A 17,378-nucleotide genomic window follows, 5' to 3' on the forward strand; every position below is an offset into this window, starting at 1 on the left:
CCTCCCGCATCCGCGCACCTATGTCCCCCAAAATACCTACAGACACGGGGGTTGCGAGCCGCGAAACTAATGGAGACGCTTCGCGTTCGATCGGTCTCTCTGTCCCAGGGTAGACAGACGGTGATCGATCATCCGCGGCTGGTTTTCGGGTAACTGAGCCGCATGGCGAGGGGCTGGCGATATCGCCGCCCCTCGCCCATTCTCACCTCTTCTTCGACTCCGGCGCCCTCCCCCAGCCGGAGCCGAAGAGACGCGCGATCGCCGGTGGTTCAGCCGCGGGCGGCGCTGCGCGGGATCTCGTGCCACACGTCGACGGAGTCGTCGTCGCGCGACGATCCCGACCCCACGCGCCCGACCACCGTCACCGCGGTGCGATCGTCCTTGGCGGAACGGATGATGAGGCGTCCCGCGTGGGCCTCCGCCAGGACGCCGGCGAGCTCGTCCCGGATCTCGATGCGACGCGCCTCGTCGACCCCCTCGAGACCGCCCTCGTCGAACACCGTGACGACCGCACCGCGCCGACGCGCTGCTTCGATCGCATCGCGGACCGCATCGTTGAGCAGGTCGGCTCCGCGCAGCTCATCACGCAGGCGCCCCTCGGCGAGCCGGGCATCGAGACGCTCCTCCTCGGTCAGAGAGCCACGCGTCGCCACCGCGCGACTGAGCACGGGGCCGGCGACCGCGAGCGCGAACTGGGTGCGCACGCGACGCTCGCGCTGACGCACGAGCTGGGTGGCGTGCCAGGCCGACACGGCCTGCTGGATCTCGGCGAGGCGCTCGGTGTCGCGCACCGCCCGGTCCCAGAACCACACCAGGAGGTTCGCGACGACCACCCACATGATCGATCCGACCAGGCCGAAGTTGAGAAGGGACTCGAGGAAGCCCAGGAAGACCGACGACGTCGCCACCAGGAGAAGCAGGATCAGCCAGCCCGTCAGGAACCGCCGCCGGACGATGAGGATCACGCTGAGCAAGCCCACGCCGCCGATGTACCAGGTGGCGAAGGGGGCGGTCCGCCCTGCCTCGTTCAGCGAGAACGTCACCGCGATCGGGATGATCACGCTGGCGATTACCGCCAGCATCGCCGTCCACAACGGCAGCTTCACCGTATCCGGAGAGCCGAGGATCGCGAGGTTGACGACCAGGAGGTAGAGCGCGATCGCGAGCACCATGAGCAGCGGTGCCGTGGGCTGCACGATCCACCACACGGCGCGCGCAGCGAAGTACAGGGCGAAGCCGACCGCGAGAGACGTCGCGACGCTGCGGACGGTCCGGTTCATGAGGCGCTCCAGCCCAGGGTCACGGTCGTGCCCCTGGCATCCGAATCGATCCGAGCCGTTCCGGCCACCCCGGCCATGCGCGCGAGGATCGACGCGCGGATCCCCAGGCGGTCCTCGCCGATCGCCGTGAGGTCGAACCCCGCTCCGGTATCGCTCACGATCACGCGGATGCCGACGTCACCCTGCGAGTCGGCGAGGATGTGGAGTCCCCGCCCGCCCGCGTGCGTGACCGCGTTGCCGATCGCCTGACGCGCGGCGAGCACGAGCGCGCGCGCCACGCGGCCGGGAATCGCCCCGGGAGTACCGGTCTCCTCGACGATCGCGTCCACGCCCATCTCCGACAGGGCCCGACGCAGCTCGGACACGATCTGGCCGACGGCGACCGGCTCGTCGCTGCCCTCCTGGGCGACCGCCGCCTCGGTGTTGGCGAGGCGGGTGAGCGCCTCGCGCGCCATCGCCACCGCGAGTTCCTTCGCCCTGTCGCTCTCGGCCCGCTCGGCGGCGATCAGCGCCGCGAGCACGCTGTCGTGCATGAGCGCCGACATCGCGATGCGCTCCTCCTCCGCGGCGGCCGCCGCCGCTGCTGCCGCGTAGGAGGCGACTGCGTGCCCTCGCGCGTCGTCGACGCCCGCGGCGACCGAGCGGAACATCCATCCCAGCGAGATGATGACGATGCCGAGGATCAGCGTGAAAGAGACATCGAACGCCGTCGTGGTCCAGAACTCGCGGGAGAACTCCCCCTGCACGAGCCGCACGTAGCCGTAGACGAACGGCACGGCCACCGCCCAGGCGTACTGCACGCGCACCGGGAAGGCGAGCATCGCGGCCACGACGCCGACGTTGACGAAGAAGAAGATCCACGGCTGTTTGGCCGCGAGCCCGTCGCCGATCGTCACGACGTTGGGCCAGGCGGCGAGCACGAGCACGTACGTGACGGCGAAGACGCCGGACGCGACACGGACTCCCCGGCCGATCAGGCAGCAGACCAGCATCACCGCGAACGGCACGTAGACGAGGAAGACGATGACGGCGTGGCCGACGTTCGCATCCGCGAGGGAAGGGATCGCGACGAACAGCGCCTGCACGCCGAGCGCCGTCGACCCGATCGCGACGACCGTGGCGAGGATGCGCTCCATGCGCTTGCCGGTGAACCGTTCGAATTCGGTCTCGGCCGCTCCGGGAGACGGGATCTGGTTCCACGCCTCGCGGATGCTGAGGGACTCAGCGGCCACTCGACGCCCCGTCTGGTTCGACGATGCCGTCTTCCATCGCACGGCGGAGCAGGTCGACCTTCGTCGGCGCCGGGCGCCCGACCTCGACGTACTTCACGCGGATGCGGGTGATGTTCTCCTTGGCCGTCGAGTACGCGACACCGAGACGCTCGGCGACCGCCTTGAGCGGCAGCCCGGCGGCGTACAGGCGGAGCACCTCGCGCTCGCGGGTCGAGAGCTGCGCATCGGCGAAGTCGCGGTCGCCGTCGACCGCGCTCGCCCACTCCACGTTGTTGAGCGCCTCGCCGTGGGCGACGGTGCGGATCGCGTCGAGCACGTCGTCGAGCGCGGACGACTTGCTCACCACGCCCGCGGCTCCGGCGGCGAGCGCCTCTCGGACCGCGGCCGGACGATCGGCGACGCTGTGGATGACGACGCTCGCGCCGTCGGTGACCAGCGAGGTCACGTTCTCGGTGACCGTCGTCCCGTCGCCGAGGGTGAGATCGAGCACGACGACCTCGGCGGGTGCCGCGCCGGATGCGGCGCGCCAGTCGAGGTACGACACGACCGTGCTGCCCGAGAAGACGATGGTCTGCCCGTCGCGCGCGCACGCCGCTTCGAGTCCCAGGCGGACGGACTCGTGATCATCGATGAGGGCGACCGTGCTCATCCCCACAGCCTAGTCAGCGGGTGAGCAGCGCGACGACCTCGAAGTGATGCGAGTGCGGGAACAGATCGAACCCGCGCAGCCGATCGACATTCCAGCCGAGCCCCCGGAACGTGCCGAGGTCGCGTGCCAGGGCGACCGGATCGCAGGCGACGTAGGCGATCGCCTCCGGAGCGAGGGCGTGCACCGCCTCGACGACCTGGCGGCCGGCGCCCGCGCGCGGCGGGTCGAGGATGACGGCTCCGCTGCGTCCGCCTCCGGTGCGCGTGGCGAGGAACCGGTCGACCCGCGCCGTCACGGCGTTCACCGCGAGCGGGGCGAGGTTCTCGGCGGCATGCTGGGTCGCCCGGGCGCTCGATTCGACGGTCACGATGTCGGTGCCGCCGAGATCGGCGAGCGTCGCGGCGAACAGGCCGACCCCGCCGTAGAGGTCGAAGTGCGTCGCCCGCTCGTCGACGTGCCCGTCGAGAAGGCCGTAGACCGCCGCATCCAGAACGGATGCCGCACGCGGATGCACCTGCCAGAACCCGGTGGAGTCGACCGCGAACCGCCGGTCGTTCACGACCTCGTGGATCACCTCGGGAGCCGGGCGGCGTCGGAACCCGCGGGCGACCTTCGCCGGACGCTCGGTGGCGTCGCGGCGGATGACCCGCACCGTGCCGTCGGCCGGTTCGACGAGTTCGATGCGCCCGGGGGCCTCTCCGTGCAGGGAGAGTGCGGCCTCGGCGATCGCCGGCCGCGCGAGCGGGTGGGAGGTCACGGGGATCACGCGGTGGCTGCGGGCCGCGTACGGACCGACCTGCCCCGCGTCGTCGACGTGCAGCGTGACACGCGTGCGCCAGCCGCTCCCGTCGCCCGATTCGACGGCCTCGATCTCGGGGGCCTCGAGACCCGCACCGGCGAAACGGTCGAGCGCCTCGGTCAGCACCTGCCGCTTCAGGACGCGCTGGTGGTCGAGGTCGATGTGCCCCAGATCGGCTCCGCCCGGACGATCGGCGGGATCACGGGTCACGTCGGCCTCTGCCCAGAGATGCGGACGACGGTGCTCGGACGCGTCGAGCACCTCGACGGTCTCGGCGCGCCAGAAGCTGCGGGTCGAGGCATCCGCTCCCTCGCCCGGGGCGATCAGCCGGGCACGGACGCGCTCGCCCGGGATGGCGTCGGAGACGAAGACGACGCGTCCGTCGTGGCGGGCGACGAAGGTGCCGCCGTGCGCGATCCCCGTGATGTCGAGGTCGAGCAGGTCCGCATCGGGGGAAGTCATCCTTCGAGGATACGGCGGTCCACGGATACGGTGGACCACATGCGCGTCTGCCTCGCCTCCACCTCTCCCGCCCGTCTGATGCTGCTGCGACAGGCGGGGATCGAGCCGCTCACCCTCTCCCCCGACGTCGACGAGGACGCGGTGGCCGCGACCGCCGCGGCCGAACGGGGTGCGGAGCTGCCACCCGCGGAGCTCGTGCTGCTGCTGGGACGGGCCAAGGCCGCCGATGTCGCCCGTCGCCTCTCGTCCGAGGACCCCTCCTTCGACGGCATCGTGATCGGGGGCGATTCGATGTTCGAGCTCGACGGACGCGTCTACGGCAAGCCCTACACGGCGGAGGAGGCGACGCGCCGCTGGCACGAGATGCGCGGCGCCACCGGCGTGCTGCACTCCGGACATTCGGTCTTCCGCGTCTCGCCCGGCGCCGAGCCGGTCGAGGCCACCGCGACGGCCGCGGCATCCGTCACCTTCGCCGACGACATCTCCGACGCGGAGATCGCGGTCTACATCGCCTCGGGCGAGCCGTTGCTGGTCGCGGGCGCCTTCACCGTCGACAGCCTGGGCGGGGCGTTCATCACCCGGGTCGACGGCGATCCATCGACCGTGGTGGGGATGTCCCTCTCGACCGTGCGGCGCCTCGCCGCCGACCTCGGCGTCGTCTGGACGGACCTCTGGAACACCCCGACCACGTCGTAGACTCCCCTCCACGTTCTCGGCTCTTTCTTGTGGGGAGTCGTCAAATGGATCCCCCTGCTTCTCGCTAGGCTGGCAACCATGCCTGCTATCGCCAAGGTGCTCATCGCCAACCGCGGCGAGATCGCCGTCCGCATCATCCGCGCCGCCCGGGATTCCGGAATCGCCTCGGTCGCCGTCTACGCCGACCAGGACCGTGACGCGCTGCACACGCGACTCGCCGACGAGGCCTACGCACTCGGAGGCGCGACGAGCGCCGAGACGTACCTCCAGATCGAGAAGATCCTCTCCGTCGCCCGGCGCGCCGGTGCCGACGCCGTGCACCCCGGATACGGCTTCCTCGCCGAGAACGCCGAGTTCGCCCGCGCCGTGATCGGTGCCGGACTCATCTGGATCGGCCCGTCGCCCGAGGCCATCGAGGCCCTCGGAGACAAGGTCACCGCGCGCCACGTGGCGGAGAAGGTGGGCGCCCCGCTCGCCCCCGGCACGCCCGGTCCGGTCGAGACCGCCGACGAGGTCGTGGCCTTCGCGAAGGAGTTCGGCCTGCCGATCGCCATCAAGGCGGCCTACGGCGGCGGCGGGCGCGGCCTCAAGGTCGCCCGCGAGCTCGACGAGGTCGCCGAGCTGTTCGAGTCGGCCACGCGCGAGGCCGTCGCGGCCTTCGGTCGCGGCGAGTGCTTCGTCGAGAAGTACCTCGACAAGCCTCGCCACGTCGAGACCCAGTGCCTGGCGGACGCCGAGGGCAACGTGGTCGTCATCTCGACCCGCGACTGCTCGCTGCAGCGTCGCCACCAGAAGCTCGTCGAGGAGGCGCCTGCGCCGTTCCTGACCGACGAGCAGAACGCCCAGCTCTACGCCGCGTCGAAGGCCATCCTCAAGGAGGTCGGCTACGTGGGCGCCGGAACCTGCGAGTTCCTCATCGGCGCCGACGGCACGGTCTCGTTCCTCGAGGTCAACACGCGCCTCCAGGTCGAGCACCCGGTCTCCGAGGAGGTCACCGGCATCGACCTCGTGCGCGAGCAGTTCCGCATCGCCGCCGGCGGCACGATCGATTACGCCGACCCCGAGCCCCAGGGTCACTCCTTCGAGTTCCGTATCAACGGCGAGGACCCGGGTCGCGGCTTCCTCCCCCAGCCGGGCCCCGTCCACGTCTTCAAGACCTTCGGCGGTCCCGGCATCCGTCTCGACTCCGGCGTGACCGCCGGCGACGCGGTCTCGGGCGCCTTCGACTCGCTGCTGGCGAAGATCATCGTCACCGGCAAGGACCGCGAGGAGGCGCTGGAGCGCTCGCGCCGCGCGCTCGACGAGTTCGAGGTCGCGGGTCTCCCCACCGTGCTCCCCTTCCACCGCAAGGTCGTGCGCGACCCCGCCTTCACCGCCGAGAACGGCGATTTCGGCATCTTCACGCGCTGGATCGAGACCGAGTTCGTCAACGACATCCCCGCGTGGGACGGCGAGCTCGAGGCCCCGGCACCGGGTGCAGGTCGCCACACGGTGGTCGTCGAGGTCGCCGGCAAGCGCCTCGAGGTCAGCCTGCCCGACCGCGTGGCCGTCGCAGCCGGCAGCGCCGGGCGCCCGGCCGCCGTGCCGCCGGCACGTCGCAGCCACGCCACCACCGCCAACGCGGGCGCCTCGGGCGATGCGGTCAAGTCGCCCATGCAGGCGACCGTCGTCAAGATCGCCGTCGAGGAGGGGCAGCAGGTCGTCAAGGGCGACCTCGTCGTCGTGCTCGAGGCCATGAAGATGGAACAGCCTCTGCAGGCCCACAAGGACGGCGTGGTCGGCAACATCAATGCGGATGCCGGTGCCACCGTCTCCGCCGGGCACCAGTTGCTCACGATCAGCTGACCATCCCGCGAACACGCGAAAGGCGCCCCACCGAGGTGGGGCGCCTTTCGCGTCGTCCGGTCAGGAGATGTTGAACAGGTGCATCGCCCGGCTCGCGTCCGTGATGCTGCTGGACAGCGAGGGGTACGCCGCGAAGACGCGCGAGACCTGATCGACCGTGAGGCGCCGCTCGACGGCGATCGCGATCGGGTAGATCAGCTCGGAGGCCTTCGGGGCGACGATCACGCCGCCGATGACGGTTCCCGACCCCTTGCGGGCGATGAGCTTCACGAAGCCGTCCTTGATGCCCATCATCTTCGCGCGCGGGTTCGCGGCCAGCGGGAGCTTGTAGACCATGCCGTCGGCCACACCGTCCTCGACGTCCTTCTCGGAGTACCCGACGGTCGCGATCTCGGGCGCGGTGAAGATGTTCGAGGTGATCTTGATCTGCTCGAGCGGGATCACGATGTCGCCGAGAGCGTGGAACACGGCCGTGCGTCCCTGCATCGACGCGACGGAGGCCAGCGGGAAGAAGTTCGTGCAGTCGCCCACCGCGTAGATGTTGGGGACCGAGGTGCGCGCCACGCGGTTCACGCGGATGTGCCCCTGCTCGGTGAGCTCCACGCCCGCCTCGGCCAGACCGATGTCGGCGGTGTTGGGGATGGATCCGACCGCCATGAGGCAGTGGCTGCCGTCGACCGTGCGGCCGTCGGAGAGCGTGACGGTGACGCCGTCCTTCGTGGTCTCGACCTTGTCGGCGCGGGCCTTCGAGAGCACGGTCATGCCACCGCGCTTGAAGACCTTCTCGAGCACGCGGGCGGCATCCTGGTCTTCGCCGGGAAGCACCTGGTCGCGACTGGAGACGAGCGTCACCTTCGCACCGAGGTTCATGTACGCGGAGGCGAACTCGGCACCGGTGACACCCGAGCCGACCACGATCAGGTGCTCCGGGAGGGACTTCATGTCGTACAGCTGCGTCCACGTGAGGATGCGTCGGCCGTCGGGCTTGGCGGAGTCCAGCTCGCGGGGAGCCGCGCCGACCGCCACCACGATGGTGTCGGCCTCCACGCGGTCGAAGTCGGTGCCGCCTTGACCGGTCGAGACGACGATCGCGTCGGAACCCTCCAGCCGCCCGTGACCGGAGAGGATGCGCACACCCGCCTCGAGGAGAGTCGCCCGCATGTCCTCCGACTGCTGCCCGGCGAGGGCCATGAGGCGCTTGTTGACGGCGGCGAGGTTGATCGCGATCTCGGGCTTGAGCGGCTTGCCCTTCTCGCCCTTCGCGTAAAACTGCACACCGAGGTCGCTCGCCTCGGAGATCGCGACCGCGGCATCGGCCGTCGCGATCAGGCTCTTCGACGGCACGACGTCGGTGAGGACTGCCGCACCGCCCACGCCGACGCGCTCGACCAGGGTCACCTCGGCTCCGAGCTGAGCGGCAGCCAGGGCCGCCTCGTAACCGCCGGGACCGCCGCCGAGGACGGCGACGCGCTGAGTGCGCTCAAAAGGGGTGGAAGACATGGAAGCCATTCTTCCGCAATCTTGGCAGCCGAGCCGTCACCTTCCTAGAGTGGAGCCTATGTCCGAGACTCACAGCAACCCCCTGGACGACCCGAACGCCAACCCGTTCGAGGTCGCCGCCACCGCCGCCGCCGACATCGCCCGGCTGACCGGCGTCGAGAAGCACGACATCGCGCTCACGCTCGGCAGCGGTTGGGGCAAGGCCGCCGACATCATCGGCGAGACCGTCGCGACCATCCCCGCGACCGAGGTGACCGGCTTCTCGAAGCCCGCGCTCGAGGGCCACGTCGGCACCCTGCGCAGCATCCGCACCCCCGACGGCAAGAACGTCCTCGTCATCGGCGCGCGCACCCACTACTACGAGGACCACGGCGTCCGTCGTGTCGTGCACAGCGTGCGCACGGCGGCGGCGACCGGCGCCAAGATCATGGTGCTCACGAACGGCGCCGGCGGCATCCGCGAGACCTGGACGCCCGGCCAGCCGGTGCTCATCAGCGACCACATCAACCTCACCGCCGACTCCCCGCTCGAGGGCGCCACCTTCATCGACCTCACCGATCTGTACGCGAAGCGCCTGCGCGACATCGCCCGCAGCGTCGACCCGAGCCTCGACGAGGGCGTCTACACGCAGTTCCGCGGCCCGCACTACGAGACGCCGGCCGAGGTGCAGATGGCGAAGGTCATCGGCGGGCACATCGTCGGCATGTCGACCGCTCTCGAGGCGATCGCCGCCCGCGAGGCGGGCATGGAGGTGCTCGGCTTCTCGCTGATCACGAACCTCGCCGCCGGCATCCAGAAGACGCCCCTCAGCCACGCCGAGGTGATCGAGGCCGGCCGCGAGGCGGAGCCGGTGATCTCGGCCCTCCTCGCCCGAGTGGTCGAGGCGCTGTGAGCGAGGAGCGGCTCGCCCAGGCACGCGCCTGGATGCGCCAGGACCCCGACCACGAGACCCGCGACCAGCTCGCCGGGATCATCACGCGCGCGGCGAGCGGCGAGGAGGCCGCGCTCGCCGACCTCGACGACCGCTTCGGCGCCCGCCTGGCTTTCGGGACGGCGGGTCTGCGCGGCGAGCTCGGTGCCGGGAGCAACCGCATGAACCGCGTGCTCGTGGCGCAGGCCGCCGCGGGCTTCGCGGCGTATCTGCGCGAGCGCTCGGGAGGCGCGACGCCGACCGTGGTGATCGGCTACGACGGGCGCCGCAACTCGCGGGTGTTCGCCACGGACTCCGCCGAGATCTTCGCCGGCGCGGGGCTGCGTGCCGTGCTGCTCCCCCGTCTGCTGCCCACACCGGTGCTCGCGTTCGCGGTGCGCCACCTCGGTGCGGATGCCGGGGTCATGGTGACCGCGAGCCACAACCCGCCGAACGACAACGGCTACAAGGTCTACCTCGGCGGTGCCGACGAGGGCTCGCAGATCGTCGCTCCGGCGGACGCCGAGATCGCGGCGTCCATCCAGCGCGTCGCGGATGCCGGCAGCATCGCCGCTCTCCCCCGCTCGACCTCCTACGAGGTCGCGGGCGAAGACGTCGTCGATGCGTACGTGGCCGCCACCGCCGCGGTCGCCCCCGCTCCCGCGGGCGCATCGGGCCTGCGCTGGGTGTACACGGCGATGCACGGCGTCGGGTGGGAGACCTTCGCGCGCATCGTGACCGCCGCGGGGTACCCGCGGCCCGCCGTCGTCGGCGAACAGCTCGCGCCGGACGCGACCTTCCGCACGGTCTCCTTCCCGAATCCGGAGGAGCCGGGAGCGATGGACCTCGCGTTCGCGCGTGCCCGCCGCACGAACGCGGACTTCATCCTCGCCAACGACCCGGACGCCGACCGCCTCGCCGTCGCCATCCCCGACGACTCTGCCCCCGAGGGCTGGCGTCGCCTGACCGGCAACGAGGTCGGCCTGCTCCTGGGCGCCCGCGCCGCGCGCGCCGCCGCCGGTACGCCCGGCGCAGCGCTCGCGTGCTCACTGGTGTCGTCGCCGGGCCTCGGCGCGATCGCCGCGCACCACGGCCTCGACTTCCACGAGACGCTCACGGGGTTCAAATGGATCTCCCGTGCGCCCGGCATCGTCTTCGGTTTCGAGGAGGCCCTCGGCTATCTCGTGAACCCCGAGACGGTGCGCGACAAGGACGGCATCTCCGCGGCCGTCGCGATCCTCGGCCTCGCCGCCGAGGCCCGCGACCGCGGCGCATCGATCGCGGATCTGCTCGCGGAACTCGGCGACACCTACGGGCATTTCTCGAGCGGTCAGGTCTCGATCCGCGTCGACGATCTCTCGATCATCGGGCGCGTCATGCTGGCCATGCGCACGCTGCCCCCGGTCCAGATCGCCGGCCGCCCGGTCGCCTCGGCCGAGGATCTTCTGCACGCAGCCGCGGGTCAGCCCTCGGGCGATGTGCTGCGCTACCGGCTCGACGACGGCTCACGGGTGATCGTGCGCCCGAGCGGTACCGAGCCCAAGCTCAAGGTGTACATCGACGCCGCGGGTGCCTCGGCCGACGAAGCCCGCGCAGCGGTCGCCGAGATCGAGACCGGTGTGCGGGAACTCCTCGACGAGCGCTCCTGATCCCTCACGACGGCGCGTGGCCCCTCGGGGCCGCGCGCCGTCGGCATACCCGGATACGATCGGATCATGCCGACCCGCCACGTCATCGTCAGCGCGCACAACGGAGTGCATGCCCGACCCGTCGCCGAGATCGTCCGTCTCGTGCAGGCGCACGGGGCACCGGTCACCCTGCGCACCTCGGACGGGACGACCGTCGATCTGCGCAGCGTGCTGGCCGTGATGGACCTCGCGCTCGGCACGGGCGATGCCGTCGAGCTGCAGACCGCGGCGGGTCCGGGTGCCGATGAGCTGCTCGACGAGCTGGCGGCCGTCCTCGCGCCGGCGAGCTGACCCCGCTCCGCTGTCTGCGGTGATGACGGCGAGGCCGTTCAGCCGTCGATGACGGCGACGAGCTCGTCGAGGAAGGCCTCGAAGGTCGTTCCGCGGCGCACGATCCGCTGCACGCTCTCGCGCTCGCTGAAGACCTCGACGAGCTGCTCGAACACGGTCTGGAACGCCGCGCGATCGCCCTCGCTGAAGGCGGCGAGCGCGACCACCTGCACACGCCCGTCCGCCCAGGCGGCCGATCCGTCGGCCACCCCGATCGCGATGGCCGTGCGCGTCGCGGTCATCTGCAGCGCATGCGGCACGGCGAGTGCATCGGTGAACGCGGTCGACGACATCCGCTCGCGCACGATGGTGTTCTCGACGTAGTCCTCCCCGATGACGCCGGTGTCCACGAGCAGTCCTCCGAGGCGTCGGATGATCGCCTCCTCGCCCTCGTCGGGCAGCGGGTGCACGAAGGCATCGGCATCGAAGTACTGGGCGAGCTCCTCGCGCAGGTGCGTGAGCCGGCGACCGCGGCGGATGCGACCGGCGGCCTGCTGCACGCGCTCGACGTCGGAGTCGGTGAAGAACGGATGGATGCGCACGAAGCGGTCGCCGGTGAGGGCGGGCTCGATCGTGCTGAGCACGAGGTCGGTGTCGAACGACGACCAGTCCGGGTCGACGCTGGTCACCACGCTCGTCACCTCGATCGCCGAACCGAGTGAGCGGTCGACGCTCGATCGCAGCAGCTCGTGCAGCTCGTAATACCCCGGGCAGACGATGGTGGCGGTGAGGATCGTCGCGGCCTTGCGGCTGCGTTCGAGCCGTCCGCCGACGTGCATGGCGATGTAGGCGATCTCGTCGTCGTGGATCGGGGTGCCGAGGCGGTCGTGCAGCCCCGAGGCGATCGACACCGCGACCTCGAAGATCATGGGATAGGAGGTCTTCAGCGAACGTGTGAGCGGATTGCGGGCGAAGGCCTGGCCCTGCGCACGCCGGAGCAGGTTCTGCACGTGCAGCGAGAGGCGGAGCACGAACGAATCCTCGACGAGGTCCACGTCGTACTCGGCCGCAGCCCGGGCGAGCTCGGCGCGCACAGCGTCTTCGACCCCGGCCTCCACACCGCTGCGGGCGACCTCCCGCGTCGCCTCCTCGCCGGGAGCGACGACCCGGGTGAGCACGAGCGAGGCGAGGTGCCGGCTGTCGCCCTGCCCCAGCTCGACGCCGAAGTGCTCGGTCGCCAGGCGTGAGATCGTCTCCCCGACCCGGGGGATCTCGTCGTGCGCTCCGGTCGGGACGCCCGCGATCGCGTAGCCCGCGGCGACGCGATCCGTCGCGATCGCGATGTGCAGGAGCACGTCCGAGATCGCGAGCTCGTTGACGAAGTAGCCGAGCGTTCCGAGTTCGCGCACGAGCGCCGACTTGAACGGGCCGACCGCCTCGGCCGACATGCCCGTGCCGGCGAGCGCACGACGGAACGTCTCGGGGTGGAACGACGCGGCATCCATCTCGTCGTGGGCGAGGCGCGAGATCAGCCGGCGCTGCTCCTCCTCGGTGCCCTGCAGGCGCACGATCTCGCGATCGCGCTCGAGCACGAGGTTCGTGCCGTCGAGAAGGCTGCGGACACGGGCGAGATCGGACTCGAGGGTCGCCTCGCTCACGTGCATCCGGTCGGCGGTCGCGTAGATGTCGATGCCGTCCGGCTCGTCGAGGAGCATCCGCACCACGGCGTGCAGGCGATCGCGAGGAGCGGACTCGCCACCCGACCGCGCGCGCAGCGCATCGCGCGCGGCGGGGCCCGCGCGATAACCAGCGGGACCGGACTCCACGGCGTCGCCGCCGACGCGGGCGTTGAGGGCGGCGACGTACGAACGGATGCTGCGGGGCGTCACCCCGACCAGATCGGCGAGGCTGGCAGCTGTCGCCCACGATCCCCGACGCAGCAGAGCGGTGAGGATCTGGTCCTGGCGCTGGCGCGACATGATCCTCCCTCTGCTCGTCGTACGTGCGCGACTTCTCTGTGCGCCGCCCTCCCATGATGTCAGGCCGCGGCCGGAGCGGGGGCCGGAAGCGGGGTTCCGCAGGGGCGGAAAGGATCCTGTTGGCACCCCACCCCCGGTCTTTCACAGACTGTTCTCAGGAAGGTGGAATCGATGAGGATCCTCATTGTGTGCGGCGCGGGTGCGTCGAGCACGTTCGTCGCACAGCGACTGCGGCGCGCCGCATCCGACGCGGGTCTCGAATGGGATGCCGTCGCCGGAGTGGAGTCCTCCGTCTTCCCCGGCGCACAGGATGCGCTCCTCGTCGGCCCGCACCTCGCGGACCGGGTGGACGCCCTGCGCGCGAGCGCCGGGGTTCCCGTCGCCCTCCTGCCCGCCGACATCTTCGCCGACCGCGACGGGGAACGGACGCTCGCCCTGGTGCGCGCGCTGCTCGCCGCGGAGACCACCCCGAAAGGAACACCATGACCGTTTCACGCACCGTTCGGATCGGCTCCTCCCACGGACTGCACGCGCGCCCCGCGAAGCTCTTCGCGCAGGCCGCCAAGGAGGCGGGCATCCCCGTCACGATCGCCAAGGACTCCGGCAAGGCCGTCAACGCGGCCAGCATCCTCGGGGTCATCGCCCTCGCGATCGAGCACGGCGACTACGTCACCCTCACGGCCGACGGCGACAGCGCGGAGGGTGTGCTCGACACGCTCACCGAACTGCTGACCACCGACCACGACCAGGAATCCTGATGAGCGAGCTGCGCGGAGTCGGCATCGGGCTCGGCGTCGCGCAGGGCCCGGTCGTGCGCATGACCGAGGCGCTGCCCGCGCCCGACCAGACGCCCAGCACCGTCGGCGCCGAGGCGGAGCGCGCCCGCGTGCGCGAGGCCGTGGCGGTCGTCGCCCAGGAGCTCACCGCCCGCGGCGAGGCGGCCGGCGGGTCGGCCCAGGAAGTGCTCGAAGCCCAGGCGATGATCGCCGAGGACCCGACGCTCCAGGACGAGGTCGACGAGCGCATCGACGCCGGCTCCACCGCCGAGTGGGCCGTGCACGACGCCTTCGCGGGATTCAAGGCCACGCTCGAGGCCGTCGGCGGCTATCTCGGCGAACGCGCCGCCGACCTCGACGACATCGCCCAGCGGGTGCTTGCCCGCCTGCGCGGCGTCGAGGCGCCCGGTGTGCCGAACCCGGGGCATCCGTTCGTCCTGGTGGCGCGCGATCTCGCGCCCGCCGACACCGCCCTGCTCGATCTCGACCAGGTGCTCGCGCTGATCACGAGCGATGGCGGCCCCACCTCGCACACCGCGATCCTCGCGCGTGAGAAGGGCATCGTCGCGATCGTCGGAGCGACCGAGGCCGCGACGCTCGCGACCGGCACGACGGTCATCGTCGACGCCGCGGCGGGCATCGTCACCGCCGACCCCGCGCAGGACGCCCTCGACCGCGCCGCCCAGCGCGCCGCGGAGCGCGCCTCCGCCGACGCCGCACCCGCGACGCCGGGGGCGCTGGCCGACGGCACCGCGATCCCGCTGCTGGCGAACCTCGGCAAGCCCGCGGATGCCGCGGACGCCGTCGAGCGCGGCGCCGAGGGCGTGGGTCTCTTCCGCACCGAGTTCCTGTTCCTCTCGGCCACGCAGGCGCCCACGATCGCTCAGCAGCGCGAGTCGTACCGCGAGCTGCTCGCGGCTTTCCCGGGCAAGAAGGTCGTCGTGCGCATGCTCGACGCGGGCGCCGACAAGCCCCTCGCCTTCCTCAACGACGCCCACGAGGAGAACCCGGCACTCGGGCTCCGGGGCCTGCGTTCCCTGCGCGCGAGCGAGGACATCCTGCGCGAGCAGCTCACGGCCCTCGCCGAGGCGGATGCCGCCACCTCCGCCGACCTGTGGGTCATGGCGCCGATGGTCACGACCGTCGAGGAGACCGCGTACTTCACCGGCCTCGCCCGCGAATACGGGCTGAAGACCGCCGGCGTCATGGTCGAGGTTCCGGCGAGCGCGCTGCTCGCCGACCGGGTGCTCGCGCACGCGGACTTCGCCTCGATCGGCACCAACGACCTGACGCAGTACACGATGGCGGCCGATCGCCTGCTCGGATCGGTCGCGAGCTTCCAGGACCCCTGGCACCCCGCGGTCCTGCGCCTCGTGCGCGAGGTCGGGGCCGCAGGTTCTCGTCTCGGCAAGCCCGTCGGCATCTGCGGCGAGGCCGCCGCCGATCCCCTCCTCGCCGTCGTGCTCGTGGGCCTCGGCGCCACGAGCCTCTCGATGGCTCCCGCAGCGCTGGCGGACGTCCGCCACGCGCTCTCCGAACGCACGCTCGACGAGGCCCGTAACCTCGCCGAGCTCGCACTGGCGGCGGACGACGCCGCCGGTGCACGCCTGGCCGTGGTGGAAGCATCCACGGCCCTCCCTCCTCACCAGAAAGAGACGACATCATGACGACGACGTCACCAGCCCCCGCGAAGGCGAACGGGCTCCGAACGGGCGTGCAGCGTTTCGGCACGTTCCTCTCCGGCATGATCATGCCCAATATCGCGGCGTTCATCGCGTGGGGCTTCATCACCATGCTGTTCATCCCGGCCGGGTTCTTCGGCGCCAAGAGCCCCTTCGGCTGGCACTGGGCTCCGGTGGCCGAGATCATCGGCGGCGGCGGAGACTCCGCCGTCATCGGATGGCAGGGGGCCATGACGGCGGTCGCCGAGGGCGCCGACGGCAACATCTTCGCCTACGTCGGTCTGGTCGGACCGATGGTCACATACCTTCTGCCGCTCCTCATCGCCAACACCGCGGGCCGCATGGTCTACGGCGAGCGCGGTGGCGTCGTGGCGACCATCGCCACCATGGGTGTCATCGTCGGAACCAACATCCCGATGTTCCTCGGCGCGATGATCATGGGCCCGATCGCGGCCTGGATCACGAAGCAGATGGACAAGCTGTGGGACGGCAAGATCCGCCCCGGCTTCGAGATGCTCGTCAACAACTTCTCGGCCGGAATCCTCGGCATGATCCTCGCGATCGTCGGCTTCTTCGCCTTCGGCCCGGTCATGCTCGGCATCAGCGCCGTGCTCGGCGCGGCGGTCGACTGGCTCGTCTCGCTCAACCTGCTGCCCCTGGTCTCGATCATCGTCGAGCCGGCGAAGGTGCTGTTCCTCAACAACGCCATCAACCACGGCGTCTTCACCCCGCTCGGCATCGAGCAGGCCGCCGAAACGGGCAAATCGATCCTCTTCCTCATCGAGGCGAACCCCGGCCCCGGCCTCGGTCTGCTGCTCGCCTTCACCTTCTTCGGTGTCGGCGCGGCGAAGGCCTCGGCTCCGGGCGCGGCCGTCATCCAGTTCTTCGGTGGTATCCACGAGATCTACTTCCCGTACGCGCTCAGCAAGCCGACCACCATCCTCGCCCTCATCGCGGGTGGCGCGGCCGGTGTCACGACGAACATGCTCCTCGGCGGCGGTCTCGGCTTCCCGGCCGCACCGGGAAGCATCATCGCCGTCACCGCCGGAGCGATCGGCTCGGGCGTCGGCAACCTCGTCGTCGTCTACCTGTCGGTGCTCATCGCCGCGGCCGTGACCTTCCTCATCACGGCCGTCATCCTGCGGGCCTCCCGCAGGCGCGACCTCGAGGCAGAGGGCGACACCTTCGGCGCCGCGATCGCACAGACCGAAGCCAACAAGGGCAAGTCCTCCGCTGCGATGGACGCGCTGCGCACCTCGAGCGGCGCAGCCGCCGGTGGCACGGCCGTCGCGACCGATCGCCGCATCGAGAACGTCGTGTTCGCGTGCGACGCCGGTATGGGCTCCTCCGCCATGGGCGCGAGCGTCCTGCGCAACAAGTTCAAGAAGGCGGGCGTCGAGGGCGTCACGGTCACCAATCAGGCGATCGCGAACCTCGACGGAACGGCCGATCTCGTGATCACGCAGCAGCAGCTGACCGATCGCGCGAGGGCCCAGTCGCCGAACTCCCTGCACGTATCGGTCGACAACTTCATGAATTCCCCGAAGTATGAAGAGGTCGTCGAGATGGTGCGCGCCCAGCGCGACACCGACGCGTGACACACCCCGGTG

At 70.9% G+C, this 17,378-nt stretch carries 15 protein-coding genes; 9 read left to right on the top strand and 6 right to left on the bottom strand.

Going from position 1 to position 17,378, the window contains the following annotated elements:
* Window positions 1-269 precede the first annotated feature (269 nt).
* From WFJ97_RS13665 to WFJ97_RS13680, 4 genes are read right to left on the bottom strand one after another with little or no spacing between them, the layout of a single operon-like run.
* A complete protein-coding gene (locus WFJ97_RS13665; RefSeq protein WP_336641921.1) occupies window positions 270-1,280 on the bottom strand; it encodes a hypothetical protein in 1,011 nt (336 codons plus the stop codon).
* Complete coding sequence (locus tag WFJ97_RS13670) at window positions 1,277-2,512, bottom strand: sensor histidine kinase (RefSeq protein WP_336641922.1); 1,236 nt, start codon at window positions 2,510-2,512, stop codon at window positions 1,277-1,279. The genes WFJ97_RS13665 and WFJ97_RS13670 overlap by 4 nt, the downstream gene beginning before the upstream one ends.
* Window positions 2,502-3,161, bottom strand: a complete 660-nt coding sequence (locus WFJ97_RS13675) for a response regulator transcription factor (protein ID WP_247624811.1) — start codon at window positions 3,159-3,161, stop codon at window positions 2,502-2,504. The genes WFJ97_RS13670 and WFJ97_RS13675 overlap by 11 nt, the downstream gene beginning before the upstream one ends.
* A gap of 13 nt (window positions 3,162-3,174) precedes the next feature.
* Window positions 3,175-4,422, bottom strand: coding sequence for a class I SAM-dependent RNA methyltransferase (locus WFJ97_RS13680; RefSeq protein ID WP_336641923.1), 1,248 nt, complete (start codon window positions 4,420-4,422; stop codon window positions 3,175-3,177).
* Between the two features lie 39 nt (window positions 4,423-4,461).
* Here WFJ97_RS13680 and WFJ97_RS13685 point away from each other — a divergent pair, with 39 nt between their 5' ends.
* Both WFJ97_RS13685 and WFJ97_RS13690 read left to right on the top strand, forming a co-directional pair.
* Window positions 4,462-5,118, top strand: coding sequence for a Maf family protein (locus WFJ97_RS13685; protein WP_336641924.1), 657 nt, complete (start codon window positions 4,462-4,464; stop codon window positions 5,116-5,118).
* A gap of 78 nt (window positions 5,119-5,196) precedes the next feature.
* Window positions 5,197-6,963 (top strand): acetyl/propionyl/methylcrotonyl-CoA carboxylase subunit alpha, encoded by a 1,767-nt coding sequence (locus WFJ97_RS13690; RefSeq protein ID WP_336641925.1) that lies wholly within the window; start codon window positions 5,197-5,199, stop codon window positions 6,961-6,963.
* Between the two features lie 60 nt (window positions 6,964-7,023).
* Here the strand turns inward: WFJ97_RS13690 and WFJ97_RS13695 are convergent, their stop codons facing one another.
* The gene (locus tag WFJ97_RS13695) at window positions 7,024-8,472 is read right to left on the bottom strand and encodes an NAD(P)H-quinone dehydrogenase (RefSeq protein WP_336641926.1); all 1,449 of its coding nucleotides are present in this window, start codon (window positions 8,470-8,472) and stop codon (window positions 7,024-7,026) included.
* A gap of 49 nt (window positions 8,473-8,521) precedes the next feature.
* Between WFJ97_RS13695 and WFJ97_RS13700 the strand changes: the two genes are divergently transcribed.
* From WFJ97_RS13700 to WFJ97_RS13710, 3 genes are all read left to right on the top strand, one after another.
* The gene (locus WFJ97_RS13700; RefSeq protein WP_247624816.1) at window positions 8,522-9,355 is read left to right on the top strand and encodes a purine-nucleoside phosphorylase; all 834 of its coding nucleotides are present in this window, start codon (window positions 8,522-8,524) and stop codon (window positions 9,353-9,355) included.
* Entirely contained in the window at window positions 9,352-11,022 is a 1,671-nt protein-coding gene (locus WFJ97_RS13705; RefSeq protein ID WP_336641927.1) for a phospho-sugar mutase, read from the top strand. Before WFJ97_RS13700 ends, WFJ97_RS13705 begins: the two co-directional genes overlap by 4 nt.
* Before the next feature lie 66 nt (window positions 11,023-11,088).
* Window positions 11,089-11,352 carry an HPr family phosphocarrier protein gene (locus tag WFJ97_RS13710; RefSeq protein WP_247624818.1) on the top strand — a complete coding sequence of 88 codons (264 nt, stop codon included), beginning with the start codon at window positions 11,089-11,091 and terminating at the stop codon, window positions 11,350-11,352.
* A gap of 38 nt (window positions 11,353-11,390) precedes the next feature.
* On the opposite strand, the gene WFJ97_RS13715 is transcribed toward WFJ97_RS13710, so the two are convergent.
* Complete coding sequence (locus tag WFJ97_RS13715; RefSeq protein ID WP_336641928.1) at window positions 11,391-13,310, bottom strand: BglG family transcription antiterminator; 1,920 nt, start codon at window positions 13,308-13,310, stop codon at window positions 11,391-11,393.
* Between the two features lie 171 nt (window positions 13,311-13,481).
* Between WFJ97_RS13715 and WFJ97_RS13720 the strand changes: the two genes are divergently transcribed.
* The 4 genes from WFJ97_RS13720 to WFJ97_RS13735 are packed head-to-tail and all read left to right on the top strand — an operon-like array spanning window position 13,482 to window position 17,366.
* On the top strand, window positions 13,482-13,796 hold the full coding sequence (locus WFJ97_RS13720) for a PTS sugar transporter subunit IIB (protein ID WP_247624820.1): 315 nt from the start codon (window positions 13,482-13,484) through the stop codon (window positions 13,794-13,796).
* The gene (locus WFJ97_RS13725) at window positions 13,793-14,068 is read left to right on the top strand and encodes an HPr family phosphocarrier protein (protein WP_247624821.1); all 276 of its coding nucleotides are present in this window, start codon (window positions 13,793-13,795) and stop codon (window positions 14,066-14,068) included. The genes WFJ97_RS13720 and WFJ97_RS13725 overlap by 4 nt, the downstream gene beginning before the upstream one ends.
* Window positions 14,068-15,753, top strand: a complete 1,686-nt coding sequence (ptsP, locus tag WFJ97_RS13730) for a phosphoenolpyruvate--protein phosphotransferase (protein WP_336641929.1) — start codon at window positions 14,068-14,070, stop codon at window positions 15,751-15,753. The genes WFJ97_RS13725 and ptsP overlap by 1 nt, the downstream gene beginning before the upstream one ends.
* Window positions 15,750-17,366: a PTS mannitol transporter subunit IICB gene (locus WFJ97_RS13735; RefSeq protein ID WP_336641930.1), complete on the top strand. Its 1,617-nt coding sequence runs from the start codon at window positions 15,750-15,752 to the stop codon at window positions 17,364-17,366. The genes ptsP and WFJ97_RS13735 overlap by 4 nt, the downstream gene beginning before the upstream one ends.
* Window positions 17,367-17,378 lie beyond the last annotated feature (12 nt).

The organism is Microbacterium sp. USHLN272 (genome assembly GCF_037149655.1).
Taxonomy (GTDB): domain Bacteria; phylum Actinomycetota; class Actinomycetes; order Actinomycetales; family Microbacteriaceae; genus Microbacterium; species Microbacterium galbinum.